The sequence below is a fragment of the Sanguibacter antarcticus genome, assembly GCF_002564005.1.
GTDB lineage: Bacteria > Actinomycetota > Actinomycetes > Actinomycetales > Cellulomonadaceae > Sanguibacter > Sanguibacter antarcticus.
This window is the reverse complement of record NZ_PDJG01000001.1, coordinates 1,089,902-1,108,117: the sequence shown is the minus strand read 5'-3', so window position 1 is coordinate 1,108,117 and position 18,216 is coordinate 1,089,902. Positions and strand designations below refer to the sequence as shown.

Genomic DNA, 18,216 nt, shown 5'->3' with positions numbered 1-18,216 from the left:
TGGACCGCGCCACGCCCCTACGCTGGACGCATGGTCACCCCAGCACGGTCCCACCACAACGCCGACCCCAGCCCCGCCGAGCGCTACGCCCTAGCCCGCGAGCGCGCAGCACGCGAGAAGTCTCAGCTCGGGGCGTTCTCACGCACCCTGGACTTCGAGCTCGACACGTTCCAGGTCGAGGGGTGCGAGGCGCTCGAACGAGGGCAAGGTGTCCTCGTCGCAGCGCCCACCGGGGCAGGCAAGACCATCGTCGGTGAGTTCGCCGTCCACCTGGCCGTCACCGGTGGGCGCAAAGCGTTCTACACCACACCGATCAAGGCCTTGAGCAACCAGAAGTACTCCGACCTCGTGCGTCGCTACGGGGCTCAGAACGTCGGCCTGCTCACCGGTGACACCACCATCAACGGTGAGGCGCCCGTCGTCGTCATGACGACCGAGGTCCTGCGCAACATGCTCTACGCAAGCTCCTCGACGCTCGACGGCCTCGGGTTCGTCGTCATGGACGAGGTCCACTACCTCGCCGACCGGTTCCGTGGCGCCGTGTGGGAAGAGGTCATCATCCACCTGGCCGCCGACGTCCAGCTCGTGTCCTTGTCCGCGACCGTCTCCAACGCAGAAGAGTTCGGCGACTGGCTCGAGATGGTGCGCGGCGACACAGCCGTCGTCGTGAGCGAGCACCGGCCCGTGCCACTGTCCCAGCACGTCGTGGTCTCCGGGCGCGGGACCAACCCGGGCGGGCTCCTGGATCTCTACGCCCACGCGGTCGACCCGACCGACCCCGGAACCCACCCACCCATCAACCCCGACCTGCTCGCGATCATGCGACAGGCCAGCGACCACCGCAGCAGCGACGCGTTCACCAGCCCAGGGCGCGGGGGGCACGGGCGGGGCGGCAGCCGTGGAGGACCGCGCGGGCAACGCCCCGCCGGCCCCCAGCACACCGGGCGCCGCGGCCCACCCCGCTTCGCGACCGTCACCGCCCTCGACGAAGCAGACCTCCTGCCAGCGATCTTCTTCATCTTCTCCCGCGCCGGGTGCGAAGGAGCCGTCGCCCAGTGCCTGGCAGCAGGACTGCGCCTGACCACCCCCGAGCAAGAAGTGCGCATCCGCGAGATCGTCGAAGACCGGTGCGCAGCCATCCGGTCCGAAGACCTCACCGTCCTGGGCTACTGGGGCTGGCTCGACGCCCTGAGCCGCGGCGTCGCCGCCCACCACGCCGGGATGCTCCCGCTGTTCAAAGAGACCGTCGAGCGACTCTTCAGCGCCGGGCTCGTCAAGGTCGTCTTCGCCACCGAGACCCTCGCACTGGGCATCAACATGCCCGCCCGCAGCGTCGTACTCGAAAAGCTCGTCAAGTGGGACGGATCCAACCACGTCGACATCACACCAGGGGAGTACACCCAGCTCACTGGGCGCGCCGGACGACGCGGCATCGACGTCGAAGGTCACGCCGTCGTCGTCGACCACCCCGGCCTCGACCCCGCCGCCCTCGCCGGACTGGCGTCCAAACGCCTCTACCCCCTCAAGTCCAGCTTCGCACCGACCTACAACATGGCCGTCAACCTCGTCTCCCAGGTAGGCCGCGAGCGCGCCCGGGACGTCCTGGAGACGTCGTTCGCGCAGTTCCAGGCCGACCGTGGCGTGGTGGGGCTCGCTCGTCAGAGCACCGCTCATGGTGAGGCGCTCGAGGGGTATGCGCGGGCGATGCAGTGCGACCAGGGCGACTTCAGTGACTATGCGCGGCTGCGGCGCCGGATCTCGGCACGTGAAGCAGAGCTGTCCAAACGGTCGTCGAACGAGCAGCGGGCCACGGTCGTCTCGGCGCTGTCACGGTTGCGCCGCGGTGAGGTCATCGAGATCCCGTCGGGGCGTCGTGCAGGGTATGCGGTGGTGCTCGACCCAGGACAGGACTCGGGCTTCGACGGTCCGCGCCCGACCATCCTCACGAGCGAGCGCCAGGTGAAGAAGCTCACGCTCGCTGACGTGCCCCAGGGCGTGCGGGCGGTCTCCGAGGTGCGCATCCCGAAGGGGTTCAACCCGCGCAACCCCGCGGCTCGCAAGGAGCTCGTCGGGTCGTTGCGCACCGCGCTCGGATCGATCGACGACCACGCTGGTGGGGCCAGGGCAGGGAGAGGGAAGAACACCAGGCGTGGAGGCGTGCGGCCAGGGGCAGCAGGTCGTGGATCCTCAGGAGACGACGCAGAGCTCGCTCGTCTGCGCTCCGAGCTGCGCGCTCACCCGTGCCACGGGTGCCCTGACCGAGAAGACCACGCACGGTGGGCCGAACGGTGGACCAAGCTCGAAGCCGAGCACCGTGCTCTGCTGCGCCGGATCGAGGGGCGGACAGGATCGATCGCGAAGGTCTTCGACCGGATCTGCGACATCCTCGGATCGCTGGGGTATCTCGTACCCGGAGAAGACTCCGAGACCCTCGTCACAGCACCGGGGGAGACGCTGCGCAGGCTCTACGCCGAGAGCGACCTGCTGCTCTCGGAGTGCATCCGACGGCGCACGTGGGAGACCCTCGACCCCGCCGGCCTCGCGGCAGCCGTCTCCACCCTCGTGTACTCAGCACGCAGGGACACCGGAGCAGAACCCCGCGTCCCAGGCGGACCCACCGGCGTCCTGGCCCGGGCACTGGACGCGACGGTGCAGGTGTGGTCCGAGATCGACGACATCGAGGCCGCCCACCGGATCGAAGCGACCGGGCCGCTCGACCTCGGCCTCGTCGAAGCCGTGCACCGCTGGTCCACCGGACGCAGCCTCGACGTCGTCCTCAAAGACACCGAGCTCGCCGCCGGAGACTTCGTCCGCTGGTGCAAGCAGGTCATCGACGTCCTCGACCAGCTGACCAAAGCGGCACCACAGGAACAGATGCGAACCACAGCACACAAAGCCATCGCCTCCCTACGACGCGGGGTAGTCGCGTACTCGAGCGTGTAGGCGTGACATATCGTGGCGGTCGTGACCTCGATCCTCTTCCGCAACGGCATCATCCACTCACCCGCAGACCCGTTCGCTGAGGCGCTGCTCGTCGACGACGGGGTGGTGTCCTGGCTCGGGGCCGACGACACCGCTGACGGTTTCGCCGACCGCGCCGACCGCGTCATCGACCTCGCCGGCGCCCTCGTCACCCCCGGGTTCGTCGACTCGCACGTCCACATCCTCGAGACAGCGTTCGCCGACGAAGGACTCGACCTCTCAGCCGGTGCACTGCCCACACCCGGACGCTCCCTGCGCGCGAGCGCCCTCGACGCGCTCGCGGTCCGTGCCCGCACGACGCCCCGCGGCGACGTGGTCCTCGCCCACGGGTGGGACGAGAGCACGTGGGAGGACCCGCGGCCGCTCACCATGACCGAGATCGACGCCGTAACCGGCGGCGCACCGGTGTACGCGGCCCGCACGGACGTGCACTGCGGGGTCGCCTCGAGCCGGTTCGCTGACCTCGCCGGGCTCCGCGGCCTGCCCGGATGGCACGACGACGGGTTCGTCACCCTCGACGCCAACACCGCTGCTCGCCACCACGCACGCGCCATCACCGCCGAGCGACGCGACGCGATGTACGTCCGTGCCCTCCAGGCGGCCGCCGCCAGGGGAGTGGTGGCAGTCCACGAGAACAGTGCACCCGGGATCGACACACGGGAAGGGCTCGCGACGTTGCTGGCCTTGACACGCGACCCCAGCAGCGCCCTGCCGCTCGTCGTCGGCTACCGCGGGGAGCTGTGCCGCACCCCCGACGACGCTCAGGAGCTCGTCACAGCCGTTCCCGGACTCCAGGGCATCGGTGGTGACCTGTGCGTCGACGGGTCCCTCGGAGCTCGGACAGCAGCCCTGCGAGCCCCCTACAGCGACGAGCTCACGACGTCCGGGACGCTGCACCTCGATGCGCACGACGTGCGTGATCACGTCCTGGCCGTGACCGCCGCAGGCGTCCAGGGCGGCTTCCACGTCATCGGCGACCGGGCCCTGGACACCGCCCTCGACGGTCTGCGCGCAGCAGCCGACGTCTCCGCGCAGGTTCGCAGCGCGATGCGCCGCCTAGGGCACCGCCTCGAGCACGTCGAGATGGTCGACGCCCCAGCGATGGACACGTTCGTCGCCCTCGGCATCCGCCTGAGCCTCCAACCTGCCTTCGACGCAGCATGGGGCGCCCCCGACGGGCTCTACGCCTCACGCCTGGGCCGCGAGCGCGCCACGGCGATGAACCCGCTCGCGGCGCTGGCCTCAGCCGGGATCCCGACAGCGTTCGGGTCCGACTCGCCCGTGACCCCGCTCGACCCGTGGGCCACCGTGCGCGCCGCGATGCTTCACCACCAACCAGCACAGCGCATCTCTGCCCGAGCGGCGTTCCGTGCTGCTACCCGAGGTGGGTGGCGCATCGCCGGCCTCGACCACACCGGTGCAGGCGAGCTGCGCGTGGGCAGCCCCGCACACCTCGCCGTGTGGCGCGCCGAGCACCTCGGCGTCCAGTCCGCCGCCCCAGGCCTGTCCTCCTGGAGCACCGACGCGAGGTCCGGGACCCCCTTGCTGCCCGACCTCAGCGAAGGTGCCACCGCACCGCGGTGCCTGCACACCATGCGCGACGGCGTCACCCTCTTCGACGTTCTCGACCAGTGACCCGACCCACGCCGTCCGCGAGCGCCATGACACGCCCGGGCACGATTTGTCCAACCATCGGCGTGTTCAAAAGTTCACCCGCTCGCCATCCCGCCGTTTTCTGCCGTTGACCGGTCCGGGGACCCGGATCCGCAGGAAGCGGCCATTGACACCTCGTGGCGAGAAGCGGGTAGGTTGCTCGGTGTGCACTGCACTTCACCCGGCATCTAGGGGACTGGCACCGTTCGCGGTGCTGGTGTCGTTGTTCGTGCACCATCGGTTGGTTCGCGTGTTCAGTAGAAAACGTCACACGCCCGTCAGCGTGCGACGGCACGAAGGACACGCGAACCGACCAGCCGGACGGACCGAGGCCCGAACACGTCTCGTAGTGACGTAGCCTGCACAGGTGCTTGCGCAACACACACCCCGATGGTTGACCCTCCTGTTTGCCCTGAGCGGCGGACTGCTCACAGATCTGGGGTTCCCGGACACCGGCATCTGGCTCGCTGCGATCGCCGGCGTGTCCCTCCTCTACCTCGCGCTGAGTCGTGACGCCCCGTGGTGGAACTTCCTCATGGGGTTCGTGTGGGGGGTCGTGTTCTTCCTCAAGCACATCGGCTGGGCACAGTACGCGGTCGGGAACGTGCCGTGGGCTGCCCTGAGCGTCCTCGAAGCGTTGTTCGTCGCGGTCGTCGCGCTCGTCTGGACGTTCGTGCGTCGCGTCCCGGTGGTGGTGCGCAGCCGGACCCTGCACGTGAGTGCTTTCGCTGTCTTGTTCGTGGGCGCCGAGCTCGCACGCTCCAGCGTCCCGTTCGGCGGGTTCCCGTGGGGGAGGATCGCGTTCTCCCAGGCAGAGTCACCGATCGGTCGGCTCGCATGGGTTGCAGGGATGCCCCTGGTGTCCTTCGCCGCGGTCGTCGTCGCGGTCCTGCTCGCCCTCGGGCTCGCCGGGATCCGCCGGCTCGACGTCCTCACGTTCGGCACGACGATCATCGTCGCGGCAGTGATCGTCGCCGTCGGGCTGATCGTGCCGCTCGACACCCGGTCTGAGGCCGGCACCCTGCGGGTGGGCGCCGTCCAGGGGAACGTCGCCAAAGGCGGCCTGGACGCCTTCGACATCCGGCGCGAGGTCCTCGACAACCACGTCCAGGGAACGCATGCGCTCCTGGAGCAGGTCGACCCGGGATACCTCGACATCGTCTTGTGGCCAGAAAACGGCACCGACATCGACCCTCAGGTCGATGCCGCAGCCGAGGCCGCGATCGACGGGGCCGCCCGCGCCGTGGACGCGCCGCTCCTGCTCGGCGCCCAAGAGTTCCCCGACGACGGCGGACGGTACAACGTCGCCCTCTTGTGGGAGGCCGGCGTCGGTGTCGTCGACCGCTACGCCAAGCAGCACCCAGCACCCTTCGCGGAGTACATCCCGATCCGCGACCTCGTCCGCCCGTTCTCTGACGCCGTCGACCTGGTCCACACAGACATGCTCCCGGGGACGACGCCCGGGATCATCACACTCGAGTCTCCACGGCTCGAGCGTGACGTCATCGTCGGCGACATCATCTGCTTCGAGGTCGCCTACGACGAGCTCGTGAGGGAATCCATCCAGGCCGGGGGAGAGCTGCTCGTCGTCCAGACGAACAACGCGTCCTTCGGCCCGACGAACGAGTCCACCCAACAGCTGGCGATGACCCAGCTGCGCGCGATCGAGACCGGACGCACGACCATCCAGATCTCTACCGTCGGAGTCAGCGCCGTCGTCGCACCGAACGGGACGATCATCGAGCGCACAGGACTGTTCACCACCGAACAGCTGGTCGCAGACGTCGCCCTGCGGACCTCGATGACCCCAGCAGTGGTCCTCGGGCCGTGGCCCGCCCGCCTCGTCATGCTCCTCGCGCTCGGCCTGCTCGTCCTGGCTGTCGTCCGGCGCCCCACCCGGGACGGCCGACCGTCCGTCCCACGACCCGCGGTCCGTACCGCGCTCGCCACGGAGTCGAGCACACGATGACAGATGCACACGAGAACCTGACCGACGCACCCCACGCGCAGGTGCACCCCCAGCGCGTCCTGGTGATCGTGCCGACCTACGACGAACGTGCGAACCTGCCCACGATCGTCGCCGGGGTCCGCCACCACGCGCCGGACGCGGACGTCCTCGTCGTCGACGACGCGAGCCCCGACGGCACCGGAGACGTCGCAGACGCCCTCAGCGCCGACGACCCTCAGGTCTTCGTCATGCACCGCACCGGGAAGCAAGGCCTCGGGACCGCATACATCGCCGCGTTCGCCTGGGGGCTCGAGCGCGGGTACGCGACCCTCGTCGAGATGGATGCCGACGGGTCGCACCGCCCACAAGACCTTCCCGAGCTCCTCGCTCCGCTCGCGGGCGGAGCACCACCAGCTCTGGTCCTCGGGTCACGCTGGGTCCCCGGCGGCGCAGTCGTCAACTGGCCCAGGCACCGCGAGTGGCTCTCCCGCGGAGGCAACACCTACGTGCGTCTCGCGCTCGGCCTCCACCTCGGCGACGCGACCGGAGGCTTCCGAGCCTTCCAGGCCTCCACCTTGCGCACGATCGACCTCGGAAGCGTCGAGTCGCAGGGGTACTGCTTCCAGGTCGACATGGCATGGCGGGTCGCTCAGGCCGGCGGACGCATCGTCGAGGTGCCGATCACGTTCGTCGAACGCACGGCAGGGGAGTCGAAGATGAGCCGAGGGATCGTCAAGGAAGCGTTGTGGAAGGTCACGACCTGGGGCGTGGCCCGGCGTGCCCGCCAGGTACGTCAGATGTTCGGTGGTCGTTCTGCGCGCACGACGCAGCCCCTGCCTTCCGGAGAAGAGCAGGGGCTGTGAGTCGCGACAGCGTGCGGCGCGGTCGGTCGTGACGATCAGGCGCTGCGGCGAAGCTTTCCAGCACGCAGAAGAGTCAGGCGCTCGTCGAGAAGATCTTCGAGCTCCTTGACGGTACGACGCTCGAGGAGCATGTCCCAGTGCGTGCGCGGCGGCTTGCCCGACTTCGGCTCAGGCTGGTCGGCATCGCGCAGGAGGGCTTCCTCGCCGCAGCGGCACTCCCACACGACCGGGACGTCAGCCTCGGTCGAGAACGGCAGGATGATCGTGTGCCCGTTCGGGCAGTCGTAGTGCGCCTGGAACCGAGGGGCGAAATCGACGCCCTCGTCGGACTCCATGCTCTTGGCACCAATGCTCATCCCTCGCAAGGATCGGTCTGCCATGTGGGCCTCCAGAGTGTGTGGACGGTGACGTCACGGACGATAGGTTCATCGGCGGATACGTCCTCGATCGCGGTACAGGTTCTCAGTGTTCGACGCTCGATGGTTCAACGCTCGGAACCGGTCACGTGTTCCACGAGACCGTAAAGGTATCGTGAATGCGATTTCAGGTCGCGTCAGAAACCGGGACATCACAACGATGTCGGCGAGCTTCGGCGATGGGTCGGACCCATACAGCCCTCCCATGGTAGCGCTCAGCACAGGGGAGCGGGCCGCCTCGCACCGGTTAGGTTGCTCACGATCTCCTACAGGCACCGTTCCCGGACAAGGACGCGCGCGCGACCGTCACCCACCGCGACCATCGCACGCACGCTCCACCCGCCGGCCTCGGACGCCCGCCACAGCGCTCCCGCCCACCGTCGCTCGTGCGCCCCGTAGTCACCACCACCAGCCCGGACGACCGCGACGAGCGCCGCGGCACCAGGAAAGTTCTCCGCGACCACGGAACGCACCAGCGCCGAGATCCCCTCCATCGTGCGCTCGTCAGGAAACGACGGAAGATCCTCGACCGGAATCGCGACGGGCAAGATCGTGTCGTCCTGGGTGACGAACGAGATCCACACAGATGCAGGACCACCCGACTCTGGCCCGACGAGACCCACGAGATGATCGAGCATCTCGTCCGACGAGGTCAGAGCGCTCCCCGGAAGACCAGGGGAGTGCCGCTCCGAGAGCGGCTCGCACGACGCCACCTCCCACGCGGGATCAGGATCTCTGGTCGACGACGACTGCGACGGTGATGGTGCGGAGCTCTCGTGGTGTGCCATGGCTCGATCCTCCTGTCACGGACGAGCTGCTGCGCCGCTGGTCACAGGTCCTTGTGGGTCGAGCGCACCATCCACAGCAGGCCAGACACACGATGCGCCCGGATGACGCACCGAAGTTCGCATCGAGAATGGTCAATGCGTAAGATGTCCGAATGCGAAGAGAAGGACACGACGTCGCGCCCACGGGTGCCACCTCTGGGTCGGCGAGGCTGCGAGCGCCTCGGACGTTCACGAGCGGGGAGTCGACGCTTGCACGGTCGTTCAAGGCGCTGAGCGATCCGACCCGTCTGCGAATGCTGTCGTTGATCGCTGCGCACGAGAACGGTGAGGCGAACGTCACGGATCTCACCGGCCCGCTGGGGCTGGGGCAGCCGACGGTGTCGCACCACCTGAAGATCCTTGTCGACGCTGGGTTGATCGAGCGGGACAAGCGCGGCGTCTGGTCGTTCTACATGTTGGTTCCTGGGGCGCTGGGAACGCTCGGTGAAAACCTCACGACGGCGGAGGGCGCCTGGAGCGACTGCGACGACGTTGCGCCCGAGGTACCTGCTGCCCGGTGACCGCGGCCTTGGGTGTCGGTCGCCCTGCTGCCGGTCCGGACAGCAACCTGGCGTGCAGTGACAGTGCGTGATCGCGCGCTTCGTACGAAGCGTGCGATGCGCGTGGGCGTCCGGCAGCCGTCGTGGGCTGTCGGGCCTGTTCAGCGCCCCTTTTGACCGCATTGCTGAAACGCCGATAATGTATCTTATGACATTATGCGGTGTTGTGGAGGTCTCTGAGGACTCCCCTCGGTGGCCCCTGGTGCGTCGCCCTGCCGAGCGCGCGACTTGCGTCTATGGTCGGTCCCGTGGACCACCTCGAGCTCAGCGCCGCTACCTTCGCACGCCTGACGATCAAGCGGACGCTCATCGCCTACGCAGTCGTTCCGCTGGCCGCCGCCGGCGCCATCGTCGCACTCGACCACTGGCAGAAGCGCACCAAGTCACGCAAGGCTGCCTTCCCGCACGAGAAGCCTCTGCACTCGACGGTCGGCGAGACGTCCACGACGATCTTCACGTTCGGCGTCGAGGTGTACGAAGAGATGATCCGAGCGATCGACGGCGCCACAGAACGCATCTTCCTCGAGACGTACATCTGGAAGGGCGACGCGCTCGGCCAACGGTTCAAGGACGCTCTCGTCGCAGCCTCCGAACGCGGCGTCGAGGTCTTCCTCGTCTACGACGGGTTCGCCAACCTCGTGGTCCCCCGCAGCTTCTTCCAGTTCCCCGCCGGGATCCACGTTCTCCCCTACCCGGTGTTCCGCCCCCAGGTCCTGCTCATGTCGATCAAGCACACCGGTCGCGACCACCGCAAGATCCTCGTCGTCGACGACACGATCGGGTTCGTCGGCGGGTACAACATCGGCACGCTCTACGCGACCCAGTGGCGCGACACGCACCTGAGGATCGAAGGACCGGCCGCCTGGGAGCTCTCCAGCGCGTTCATCGACTTCTGGAACCTCAACCTGCGCAGCGGCCACCCGAGCATCCCCTCCCCTGGCACCGACCTGTGGGACCCAGGATTCCAGGCTGCCCGCAACGCCCCGGCGCGTCGCGTCTACCCGATCCGCAACATCTATCTCGAAGCCATCCGCCGCGCCACAAGCCACATCTACCTGACCCAGGCGTACTTCATCCCCGACCGCGAGCTGCTCGACGTCATCCTCGCAGCCGCCCAGCGCGGCATCGACGTGCGGATCATCGTGCCCGAAGCCTCGAACCACGTCCTCACGGACTGGCTCTCACGAGGCCTGTACTCCAAGCTCCTGCGCGCCGGGGTGACCATCTGGCTCTACCGCAACGCGATGGTCCACGCCAAGACCGCGACCGTCGACGGCGAGTGGACCACGATCGGCACCGCCAACATCGACCGGCTCAGCCTGACAGGCAACTACGAGATCAACATGACGATCTACGACCAGACCATCGCGCAGCAGATGGAAGAGATCTTCACCGTCGACCTGTCGAACTGCCGTCAGCTCCACCTCGAAGAGTGGGAGCAGCGCTCCCCCGTCGCAAAGCTCGGCGAGATCGTCCTCACACCGCTGAGCCCGCTCCTCTGAGCAACCGCTCGCCCGGACGGCTCAGACGCCACGATCCTGGCGAGCGATGTCAGCGACCTCTTCCTCCGGTCGAGGCGGAACGGTCTCGTCGTCCTCCAAGAGCGGCACCTCGTCGAACTCGGGGTGCGCGTCGTGCAGGTCGTGCGCGACCTGGCGCGCACGATCACCAGACGAACCGGACCCTGCGCCTGTACCCGGTGCCTGCAATGCCTCGGACGTCGAGCTCTCGTTCATCGTGTCCTCCGTCAGTGTGTGGCACTCACGCTAGGCGCGCTGCAGATCGCGCGCCACCGCACCACGAGGCGACGCCCCTCTCACGTGATGACCAGGACGAGGTCGCCGCCCTCGAGCTGCTGCACGGCACCGATCGCCAGCCGCTGCACGACTCCCCCGACAGGCGTCGTGATCGCAGCCTCCATCTTCATCGCCTCGACGGTCGCGACAGTCTGACCAGGCTCGACCCGCTGTCCCTCCTGGACGCACGGCGTGACCGCACCGGCAAACGGCGCAGCGATGTGCCCCGGCGCACCCGGATCAGCCTTCTCGACGTCGCTCGAGTCCACGTCGATCCCCCGGTCACGCACCTGGATCGGACGGATCTGACCGTTCAGCGTGAACATCACGGTCCGCATCCCACGGACGTCCGCCTCACCGACGGCCTCGAGCCCGACGAGCAGCCGAACCCCCCGCTCGAGAGCGATCTCCAGCTCGTCACCAGCCTGCAGACCATAGAGGTACGACGACGTGTCCAGCACGCTCAGGTCGCCGAACGCAGCCTGTGTCGCCAGGAAATCCTTCGTCGGCCCGGCAAACAACAGGTGGTTGAGACGATCACGCCGCACGCTCGACGCACCGGCCAGGTCCTGCAGGTCGTCGTCCGACAGGTCGACCACGCCCCCGCGCACGGTCCGCCCCGCGAGCGCCTTCGTGCGGAACGGCTCAGGCCACCCACCGGGTGGGTCGCCGAGCTCGCCACCGAGGAACGCGATGACCGAGTCCGGGATGTCGAAGTCCTGGGGGTTCTCGGCGAACTGCGCCGGGTCGGCGCCTCGTGCGACGAGCTGTAGCGCGAGGTCGCCGACCACCTTGGACGAGGGCGTGACCTTCACGAGGCGTCCGAGGATCGCGTCAGCGGCGGCGTAGGTCGACTCGATCTCTTCGAAGCGGTCCCCCAGCCCGAGCGCGATCGCCTGCTGGCGCAGGTTGGAGAGCTGTCCACCGGGGATCTCGTGGGTGTACACGCGGCCTGTCGGTGCATCGAGGCCGGACTCGAACGGGGAGTAGAGCGTGCGGACCGATGCCCAGTACGGCTCGAGATCGCACACCGCGTCCAACGACAGCGCGGTCGCCCGCTCCGTGTGCTCCAGCCCGGCGACGAGAGCGGACATCGACGGCTGGCTCGTCGTGCCGGCCATCGCTGCGCTCGCGACGTCCACCGCGTCGACGCCGGCTGCGATCGCTGCCATGAGGGTCGCCATCTGCCCGCCCGTGGTGTCGTGGGTGTGCAGGTGCACCGGCAGGTCGAACCGTTCGCGCAGTGCCCGGACGAGGCGGGTCGCGGCCTCGGGCCGCAAGAGGCCTGCCATGTCCTTGATCGCCAGGATGTGGGCGCCGGCGGCGACGATCCGGTCTGCCAGAGCGAGGTAGTAGTCGAGCGTATACAGGTCTTCCGCCGGGTCGAGCAGGTTGCCCGTGTAGCAGAGCGCGACCTCGGCGACGGCGGTCCCGGTCGCCCGGACGGCTTCGATCGCCGGGCGCATCTGCTCCACGTCGTTGAGGGCGTCGAAGATGCGGAAGATGTCCACACCTGTGGCGGCCGCCTCCCGGACGAAAGCCTCCGCGACCTCGGTCGGGTAGGGGGTGTAGCCCACCGTGTTGCGACCACGCAGCAGCATCTGCAGCGCGACGTTGGGGAGCGCTGTGCGCAGCTTGCTCAGTCGTTCCCAGGGGTCCTCTCCCAGGAAGCGCAGCGCGACGTCGTAGGTCGCGCCGCCCCACGCCTCAACCGAGAAGAGTCCTGGCAGCATCCGTGCGACGTGCGGTGCGACCGCCGCGAGGTCGTGGGTGCGCACCCTCGTGGCGAGGAGCGACTGGTGGGCGTCACGGAACGTCGTGTCCGTCACGGCGACCGCGGTCTGCGCTCGCAGCGCACGCGCGAAGCCCTCGGGGCCCAGCTCGAGGAGGCTCTGTCGCGATCCTGCCGGCGCCGGTGCGCCAAGATCGATCTCCGGCAGCTTGTACCGCGGGTCGATCGCGCCTGTTCCCGGACCGTGCGGCCGGTTGACGGTCACGTCGCCCAGGAAAGACAAGAGCTTGGTGCCACGGTCAGCGCTCTCGCGGGCTGCCAGCAGCTCTGGTCGCTCGTCGATGAACGACGTCGACAGGTTCCCTGCGACGAACTCGTCGTCTGCGAGGACTGCCTGGAGGAAGGGGATGTTCGTCCGGATCCCGCGGATCCGGAACTCCGCCAGCGCACGACGCGCCCGACGCACCGCCGTCGGGTAGTCACGCCCACGGCACGTGAGCTTGACGAGCATCGAGTCGAAGTGGCCGCTGATCTCTGAGCCTGCTGTGGCCGTCGCACCGTCGAGGCGGACGCCCGCGCCACCCGGCGACCGGTAGGCGATGATCCGGCCGGTGTCGGGACGGAAGCCGTTCGACGGGTCCTCGGTCGTGATCCGCGTCTGGATCGCTGCACCGTTGACACGCACGTCCTCCTGGCGGATGCCGAGGTCTTCGAGGGTCTCCCCTGCAGCGATGCGCATCTGGGACGCGACGAGGTCGATGTCCGTGACCTCCTCGGTCACCGTGTGCTCGACCTGGATGCGCGGGTTCATCTCGATGAACACGTGCTGCCCGGCACGCTCCCCCACCGTGTCGACCAAGAACTCGACCGTTCCTGCGTTCTGGTACCCGATCGCCCGCGCGAACTTTACGGCGTCCGCGCACAACGCGTCCCGCACGGCAGGGTCGAGGTTCGGTGCAGGAGCGACCTCGATGACCTTCTGATGACGACGCTGCACCGAGCAGTCGCGCTCGAACAGGTGTACGACGTTCCCCTCGCCGTCCGCAAGGATCTGCACCTCGATGTGCCGCGGACGCAAGACAGCCCGCTCCAGGAACATCGTCGGATCGCCGAACGCGCCGTCCGCCTCGCGCATCGCAGCGCCCAACGCCTCACGCAGGTCCTCGCGCCGCTCGACACGCCGCATGCCCCGACCGCCACCGCCAGCGACGGCCTTCGCAAAGATCGGGAACCCGACCACGTCCGCCGCAGCGACAAGCTCCTCGATGTCCGAGGACGGCTCGCTCGACGCGAGCACCGGAAGACCAGCCTCACGCGCGACCTTGAGCGCCATCACCTTGTTGCCAGCCAGCTCCAGCACCTCAGCCGGCGGCCCGACGAACGTCAGACCAGCCCTGACACAGGCTCGCGCCAGGTCCGGATTCTCCGACAAGAAGCCGTACCCCGGGTAGATCGCGTCCGCACCAGCGTCCTGCGCCACCCGGATGATCTCCTCGACATCCAGATAGGCCCGGACCGGATGCCCCTTCTCCCCGATGAGGTACGCCTCATCAGCCTTGAGACGGTGCTCCGAGCTGCGGTCCTCATGAGGAAAGACCGCGACCGTGCGCGCGCCCATCTCGTATGCGGCACGAAAAGCCCGCACAGCAATCTCTGCGCGGTTGGCTACCAAAACCTTGGAGAACACCCAACACCCCATCGCTCGTCGTCGCTGTCGCCAGCGGGCCCACCGCGATCTTCCCACGTCTCACCCGCCGCAGCCCCGCGGTATCCGACGGCCGGTCGCACACAATCACCCGAGCAGGTTCCCGCCACAGCCCTGCACAGCGATAAAGTGCGTCCGTGGCGATACTCGGAGTGTGCAGCCTGAAGGGGGGCGTCGGAAAGACCTCCATCACCTTGGGACTGGCATCCGCTGCGCTCGCGGCCGGCTACCGCACCCTCGTCGTCGACCTCGATCCGCAGGCGGACAGCACCCTCGCCCTCGGCGCGACCGGCGCAGCCGCCCAAGACGTCGCGGCGGTCCTCGACAACCCGGCCCCCTACGTCGTCGAGTCGGCGCTCGCGGCATCGGCGTGGGACCCAGAGCTCATCGACGTCCTCATGGGGTCGGCCGACTCCGCGCGTCACGACGGACCGACCCAGGCCCACCGTCTCCAGCGCCTCGCCGCAGCCCTCGAGACGGTCGCCGACGAGTACGACATCGTGCTCGTCGACTGCCCCCCGTCTCTCGGCGGGCTGACCCGCCAGGGGCTCACGGCCTGCGAGCGTGCGCTCGTCGTCACCGAGCCAGGGCTCTTCTCGGTGACCGCGGCCGGACGCGCGCTCCAAGCCATCGACGACATCCGACGCGAGCACGCACCAGAGCTTCGCCCGCTCGGCGTGCTCGTCAACCGTGTACGGGCCCGGTCGAGCGAGCAGATCTTCCGACAGGACGAGCTCCGGACCCTGTTCGGACCGCTCGTCCTCTCGCCCGTCGTGCCCGAGCGCGCGGCGCTCCAGCAGGCACAAGGCTCAGGCCGATCGATCCACGACTGGCCCGGCGCCGCGGCCCTCGAGCTCGCGGAGATCTTCGACACGCTGCTCGAACGAGCGCTGCGCTCCCTGCAGAACCCTACGCACACCAGCTAGCCGGCCGCGAGGCGAGGCGTCAGCGCGATACGGTCAGCCTGCGGTGCGCGCCTGACGACGCAGAGACAGCTCGTCGTGGCCCTCGCCGGAGCGGTCCCCTGCGTCGATCCGCTCGGTCGGCAGCATCGCCAGGGTCCCTTCGACCTCGCGCCACACGCGCCCGACCGCGATCCCGAAGACGCCTTGACCGCCCTGGACGAGATCGATGACCTCGTCCGCCGACGTGCACTCGTAGACGGAGGCACCATCGCTCATGAGGGTGATCTGGGCGAGGTCATCGACCCCGCGCTCGCGCAGGTGAACCACTGCGGTCCGGATCTGCTGGAGCGAGACCCCGGTGTCGAGAAGGCGTTTGACGACCTTGAGCACCAAGATGTCTCGGAAGCTGTACAGACGATGGGTGCCAGAACCTGTCGCAGGCCGCACGGTGGGCTCGACCAGACCGGTCCGGGCCCAGTAGTCGAGCTGCCGGTAGGTGATACCCGCCGCCTTGCACGCGGTCGGACCGCGGTACCCGACCGACTCGTCGAGAGCGGGACGGTCCTCGCCGAAGAGCAGCCCTTGCGTGCGCTGCGGAACTGAGGCACCCGCACGGGTGCCCACGTCGCTGCTGCCGCTCACTGTCGCCTCCGTCTCAGCGCGTCTGCCGATGGGGTGATATCGGCGCGCTGTTGATCTCCATAGTGACACGAAGTGATTCGATTTCTGTCGACCGACTGGCGGTCAGAGGCGAATGCACCCAGCCCGGCACCCGTGCGGGCACCAACTCGGCATGTTTCCGTCATCAAGGTCCCACCGATCACGACCAGGCGAGCAGAAGACGCCGTTCCTATGGCGTGTCGCCATGGCGTGTCTCAACTGAAGGTTGAGCGTTGCCGGCCCTGCTCAGGCCGATTCAGCGATGGAAGTCGTCAGGTTCCACGGCATCGAGAAAGGTCCGGAACCGCTCGATGTCCTGTTCCTGCGGCACCGAGACGACCTCGACCCCCACGAGGGCGACCACCTCCGCCGAGCACAAGACAGGGGCGTCGGTACGCACAGCCAGCGCGATCGCGTCAGACGCCCGTGAGTCGATCCGTGCTCCGGTACTCAGCACGAGGTCGGCATGAAAGATCCCGTCCTTCAGCGTGACGATCTCGACATGGTCGAGCGTGACGTCCACCGCGGCGAGGATCGAGCAGACGACGTCGTGCGGCATCGGGCGCGGCGCAGACCGCCCGGCCTGCCCCATCGCGATCGCACCCGCCTCACGGGAACCCACGACGATCGGGACGACGAGCTCCGAGTCTGCGTCGAGGAGCAAGACGACGATCTCCTCGTTCGCGGAACGTCGGCGCACACCGAGGACGTCGACCGGAACCATCGGGACGTCATCAGGCATGCTCCCACCGTACGACCAAAGGCGGAACGCGTCAGGTCGTCAGATCAGAAAGGCCTTGACGTACCCAGGCCGTATGCAGATTCGCACACATTTCACCCACCTCAGCGGCGGTGGTGCTCGCTCGGGCCCGGGCGGACGACGCCTGGATGCCTCTCAACGGCGCCACCACCTGTTCCACGAGCGAGACCTGCCGGTCAGCCGCCGACCGCATGGAACGCAGGTGCCGAGGCTCGATGCCGTACTCCCCCAGGCCCGCGGCGAGGATCGCGATCTCCCGAGACCACCCGCCGAACCGTCCGAGCGCGTCGGGGCGCAGCGCACCAGAGTCCACGAGCGCCTGGACGAGCTCGACGTCGACACCGGCATCGTCGGCCAACGAGGCCACCGAGCTGTGCGCAGACGGCGGACCGGCCGTCTCACCGTCGCTCGTCGCCAGGCGCGGCGCAGGCACCGGGTCGCCGTCTCCCTCGCCTGCATCGAGGGCTGCCAGCTTCTCCTTGATGACCTTGAGCGGCAGATACCTGTCCCGCTGCTCGATGAGCACGAACCGCAACCGCTCGACGTCCGCAGGGCTGTACTGCCGATACCCGGCCGGCGTACGAACAGGCTCGACGAGCCCCTGCTCCTCGAGGAACCGCAGCTTCGAGTGGCTCACCGCTGGAAACTCGAGACGGAGGCTCCCCAGCACGTCCGAGATCCTCATCGACGCTTCGTGCGAGATCCCCCGAGGCCACGTCTCTTCTGCGACGAGGCGCACCGCAGGCTCGTCGCAGTCGCCACCAGCCTGACCGATCACCGAGACCAGGTCCTCCCGACGGGAGGCGTGAGCAGCGCTCACTCGTCAGCCTGACCTGACCCCGCGGAAGAGTTCAGGCGCGGGCTCGGGTAGAAGAGCATCCGGTACTTGCCGATCTGTACCTCGTCGCCGGCCCGGAGCAGAGCCGACTCGATCCGCTTGCGGTTCACATACGTTCCGTTGAGCGAGCCGATGTCCCGGACGACAAAGTCGTCGAGCTCACGGACGAACTCTGCGTGCTTGCGCGAGACCGTCACGTCGTCGAGAAAGATGTCCGAGTGCTCGGAGCGGCCCGCGACGGTGCGGTCCGCGTCAAGAAGAAAACGTGACCCGCCGCTCTGCCCTCGCTGCATGATGAGCAACGCCGACGTCCGAGGCAGGGCGGCCACAGCTGCCTGCTGCTCTGACGTCAGACCGATGCTCCCCGACGTCTCCTCTGCCCCGAAAGCACCCCCGAAGGTGATCGTCGTATCCCCGAGGTCGCGTGGCGCGACGGAGCCAGCCGTACCCGACTGCTCGCCAGCGAGTTCGCTGCTGTCCCTCATGTCGCCTCCTTGAGATGCTCGCCGACACCGTCACGGGTATCGGTCGCCGGACGTGCTATCGGCTGCTGATCTGCACAACCTTAGAT

The 18,216-nt window shown here is 68.3% G+C and carries 15 protein-coding genes; 7 read left to right on the top strand and 8 right to left on the bottom strand.

The features are described from left to right. The first annotated feature begins 30 nt into the window (after window positions 1-30). The 4 genes from ATL42_RS04985 to ATL42_RS04970 all read left to right on the top strand — a co-directional run bounded on the left by ATL42_RS04985 (window position 31) and on the right by ATL42_RS04970 (window position 7,446). On the top strand, window positions 31-2,943 hold the full coding sequence (locus ATL42_RS04985) for a DEAD/DEAH box helicase (RefSeq protein ID WP_098454401.1): 2,913 nt from the start codon (window positions 31-33) through the stop codon (window positions 2,941-2,943). Window positions 2,944-2,964: 21 nt separating this feature from the next. After that, a complete protein-coding gene (locus ATL42_RS04980) occupies window positions 2,965-4,617 on the top strand; it encodes an amidohydrolase (RefSeq protein ID WP_098456347.1) in 1,653 nt (550 codons plus the stop codon). Window positions 4,618-5,002: 385 nt separating this feature from the next. Further along, window positions 5,003-6,604, top strand: coding sequence for an apolipoprotein N-acyltransferase (lnt, locus tag ATL42_RS04975; RefSeq protein WP_098454400.1), 1,602 nt, complete (start codon window positions 5,003-5,005; stop codon window positions 6,602-6,604). Beyond that, window positions 6,601-7,446: a polyprenol monophosphomannose synthase gene (locus tag ATL42_RS04970; protein WP_098454399.1), complete on the top strand. Its 846-nt coding sequence runs from the start codon at window positions 6,601-6,603 to the stop codon at window positions 7,444-7,446. Before lnt ends, ATL42_RS04970 begins: the two co-directional genes overlap by 4 nt. A 35-nt stretch (window positions 7,447-7,481) precedes the next feature. On the opposite strand, the gene ATL42_RS04965 is transcribed toward ATL42_RS04970, so the two are convergent. Both ATL42_RS04965 and ATL42_RS04960 read right to left on the bottom strand, forming a co-directional pair. After that, window positions 7,482-7,826, bottom strand: a complete 345-nt coding sequence (locus tag ATL42_RS04965; protein WP_098454398.1) for an RNA polymerase-binding protein RbpA — start codon at window positions 7,824-7,826, stop codon at window positions 7,482-7,484. 302 nt (window positions 7,827-8,128) lie between these two features. Continuing rightward, window positions 8,129-8,650, bottom strand: a complete 522-nt coding sequence (locus ATL42_RS04960) for a hypothetical protein (RefSeq protein WP_098454397.1) — start codon at window positions 8,648-8,650, stop codon at window positions 8,129-8,131. A 152-nt stretch (window positions 8,651-8,802) separates the two neighbouring features. On the opposite strand from ATL42_RS04960, the gene ATL42_RS04955 reads away from it, so the two are divergent. Next, window positions 8,803-9,210 (top strand): ArsR/SmtB family transcription factor, encoded by a 408-nt coding sequence (locus tag ATL42_RS04955; protein ID WP_098454396.1) that lies wholly within the window; start codon window positions 8,803-8,805, stop codon window positions 9,208-9,210. Between the two features lie 287 nt (window positions 9,211-9,497). After that, complete coding sequence (locus ATL42_RS04950) at window positions 9,498-10,751, top strand: phospholipase D-like domain-containing protein (protein WP_098456346.1); 1,254 nt, start codon at window positions 9,498-9,500, stop codon at window positions 10,749-10,751. A gap of 21 nt (window positions 10,752-10,772) precedes the next feature. On the opposite strand, the gene ATL42_RS04945 is transcribed toward ATL42_RS04950, so the two are convergent. Both ATL42_RS04945 and ATL42_RS04940 read right to left on the bottom strand, forming a co-directional pair. After that, a complete protein-coding gene (locus ATL42_RS04945; protein WP_098454395.1) occupies window positions 10,773-10,985 on the bottom strand; it encodes a hypothetical protein in 213 nt (70 codons plus the stop codon). Window positions 10,986-11,065: 80 nt separating this feature from the next. Further along, on the bottom strand, window positions 11,066-14,464 hold the full coding sequence (locus tag ATL42_RS04940; RefSeq protein ID WP_098454394.1) for a pyruvate carboxylase: 3,399 nt from the start codon (window positions 14,462-14,464) through the stop codon (window positions 11,066-11,068). 155 nt (window positions 14,465-14,619) lie between these two features. Between ATL42_RS04940 and ATL42_RS04935 the strand changes: the two genes are divergently transcribed. Then, window positions 14,620-15,408 (top strand): ParA family protein, encoded by a 789-nt coding sequence (locus ATL42_RS04935; protein ID WP_169925339.1) that lies wholly within the window; start codon window positions 14,620-14,622, stop codon window positions 15,406-15,408. 33 nt (window positions 15,409-15,441) lie between these two features. On the opposite strand, the gene ATL42_RS04930 is transcribed toward ATL42_RS04935, so the two are convergent. From ATL42_RS04930 to ATL42_RS04915, 4 genes are all read right to left on the bottom strand, one after another. Continuing rightward, window positions 15,442-16,029 carry a MerR family transcriptional regulator gene (locus ATL42_RS04930; RefSeq protein ID WP_098454393.1) on the bottom strand — a complete coding sequence of 196 codons (588 nt, stop codon included), beginning with the start codon at window positions 16,027-16,029 and terminating at the stop codon, window positions 15,442-15,444. Between the two features lie 274 nt (window positions 16,030-16,303). Continuing rightward, window positions 16,304-16,789 carry a bifunctional nuclease family protein gene (locus tag ATL42_RS04925; RefSeq protein ID WP_098454392.1) on the bottom strand — a complete coding sequence of 162 codons (486 nt, stop codon included), beginning with the start codon at window positions 16,787-16,789 and terminating at the stop codon, window positions 16,304-16,306. A gap of 31 nt (window positions 16,790-16,820) precedes the next feature. Then, a complete protein-coding gene (ftsR, locus tag ATL42_RS04920; protein ID WP_342748107.1) occupies window positions 16,821-17,585 on the bottom strand; it encodes a transcriptional regulator FtsR in 765 nt (254 codons plus the stop codon). 38 nt (window positions 17,586-17,623) lie between these two features. After that, a complete protein-coding gene (locus ATL42_RS04915) occupies window positions 17,624-18,130 on the bottom strand; it encodes an FHA domain-containing protein (RefSeq protein WP_098454391.1) in 507 nt (168 codons plus the stop codon). Between the last annotated feature and the right edge of the window lie 86 nt (window positions 18,131-18,216).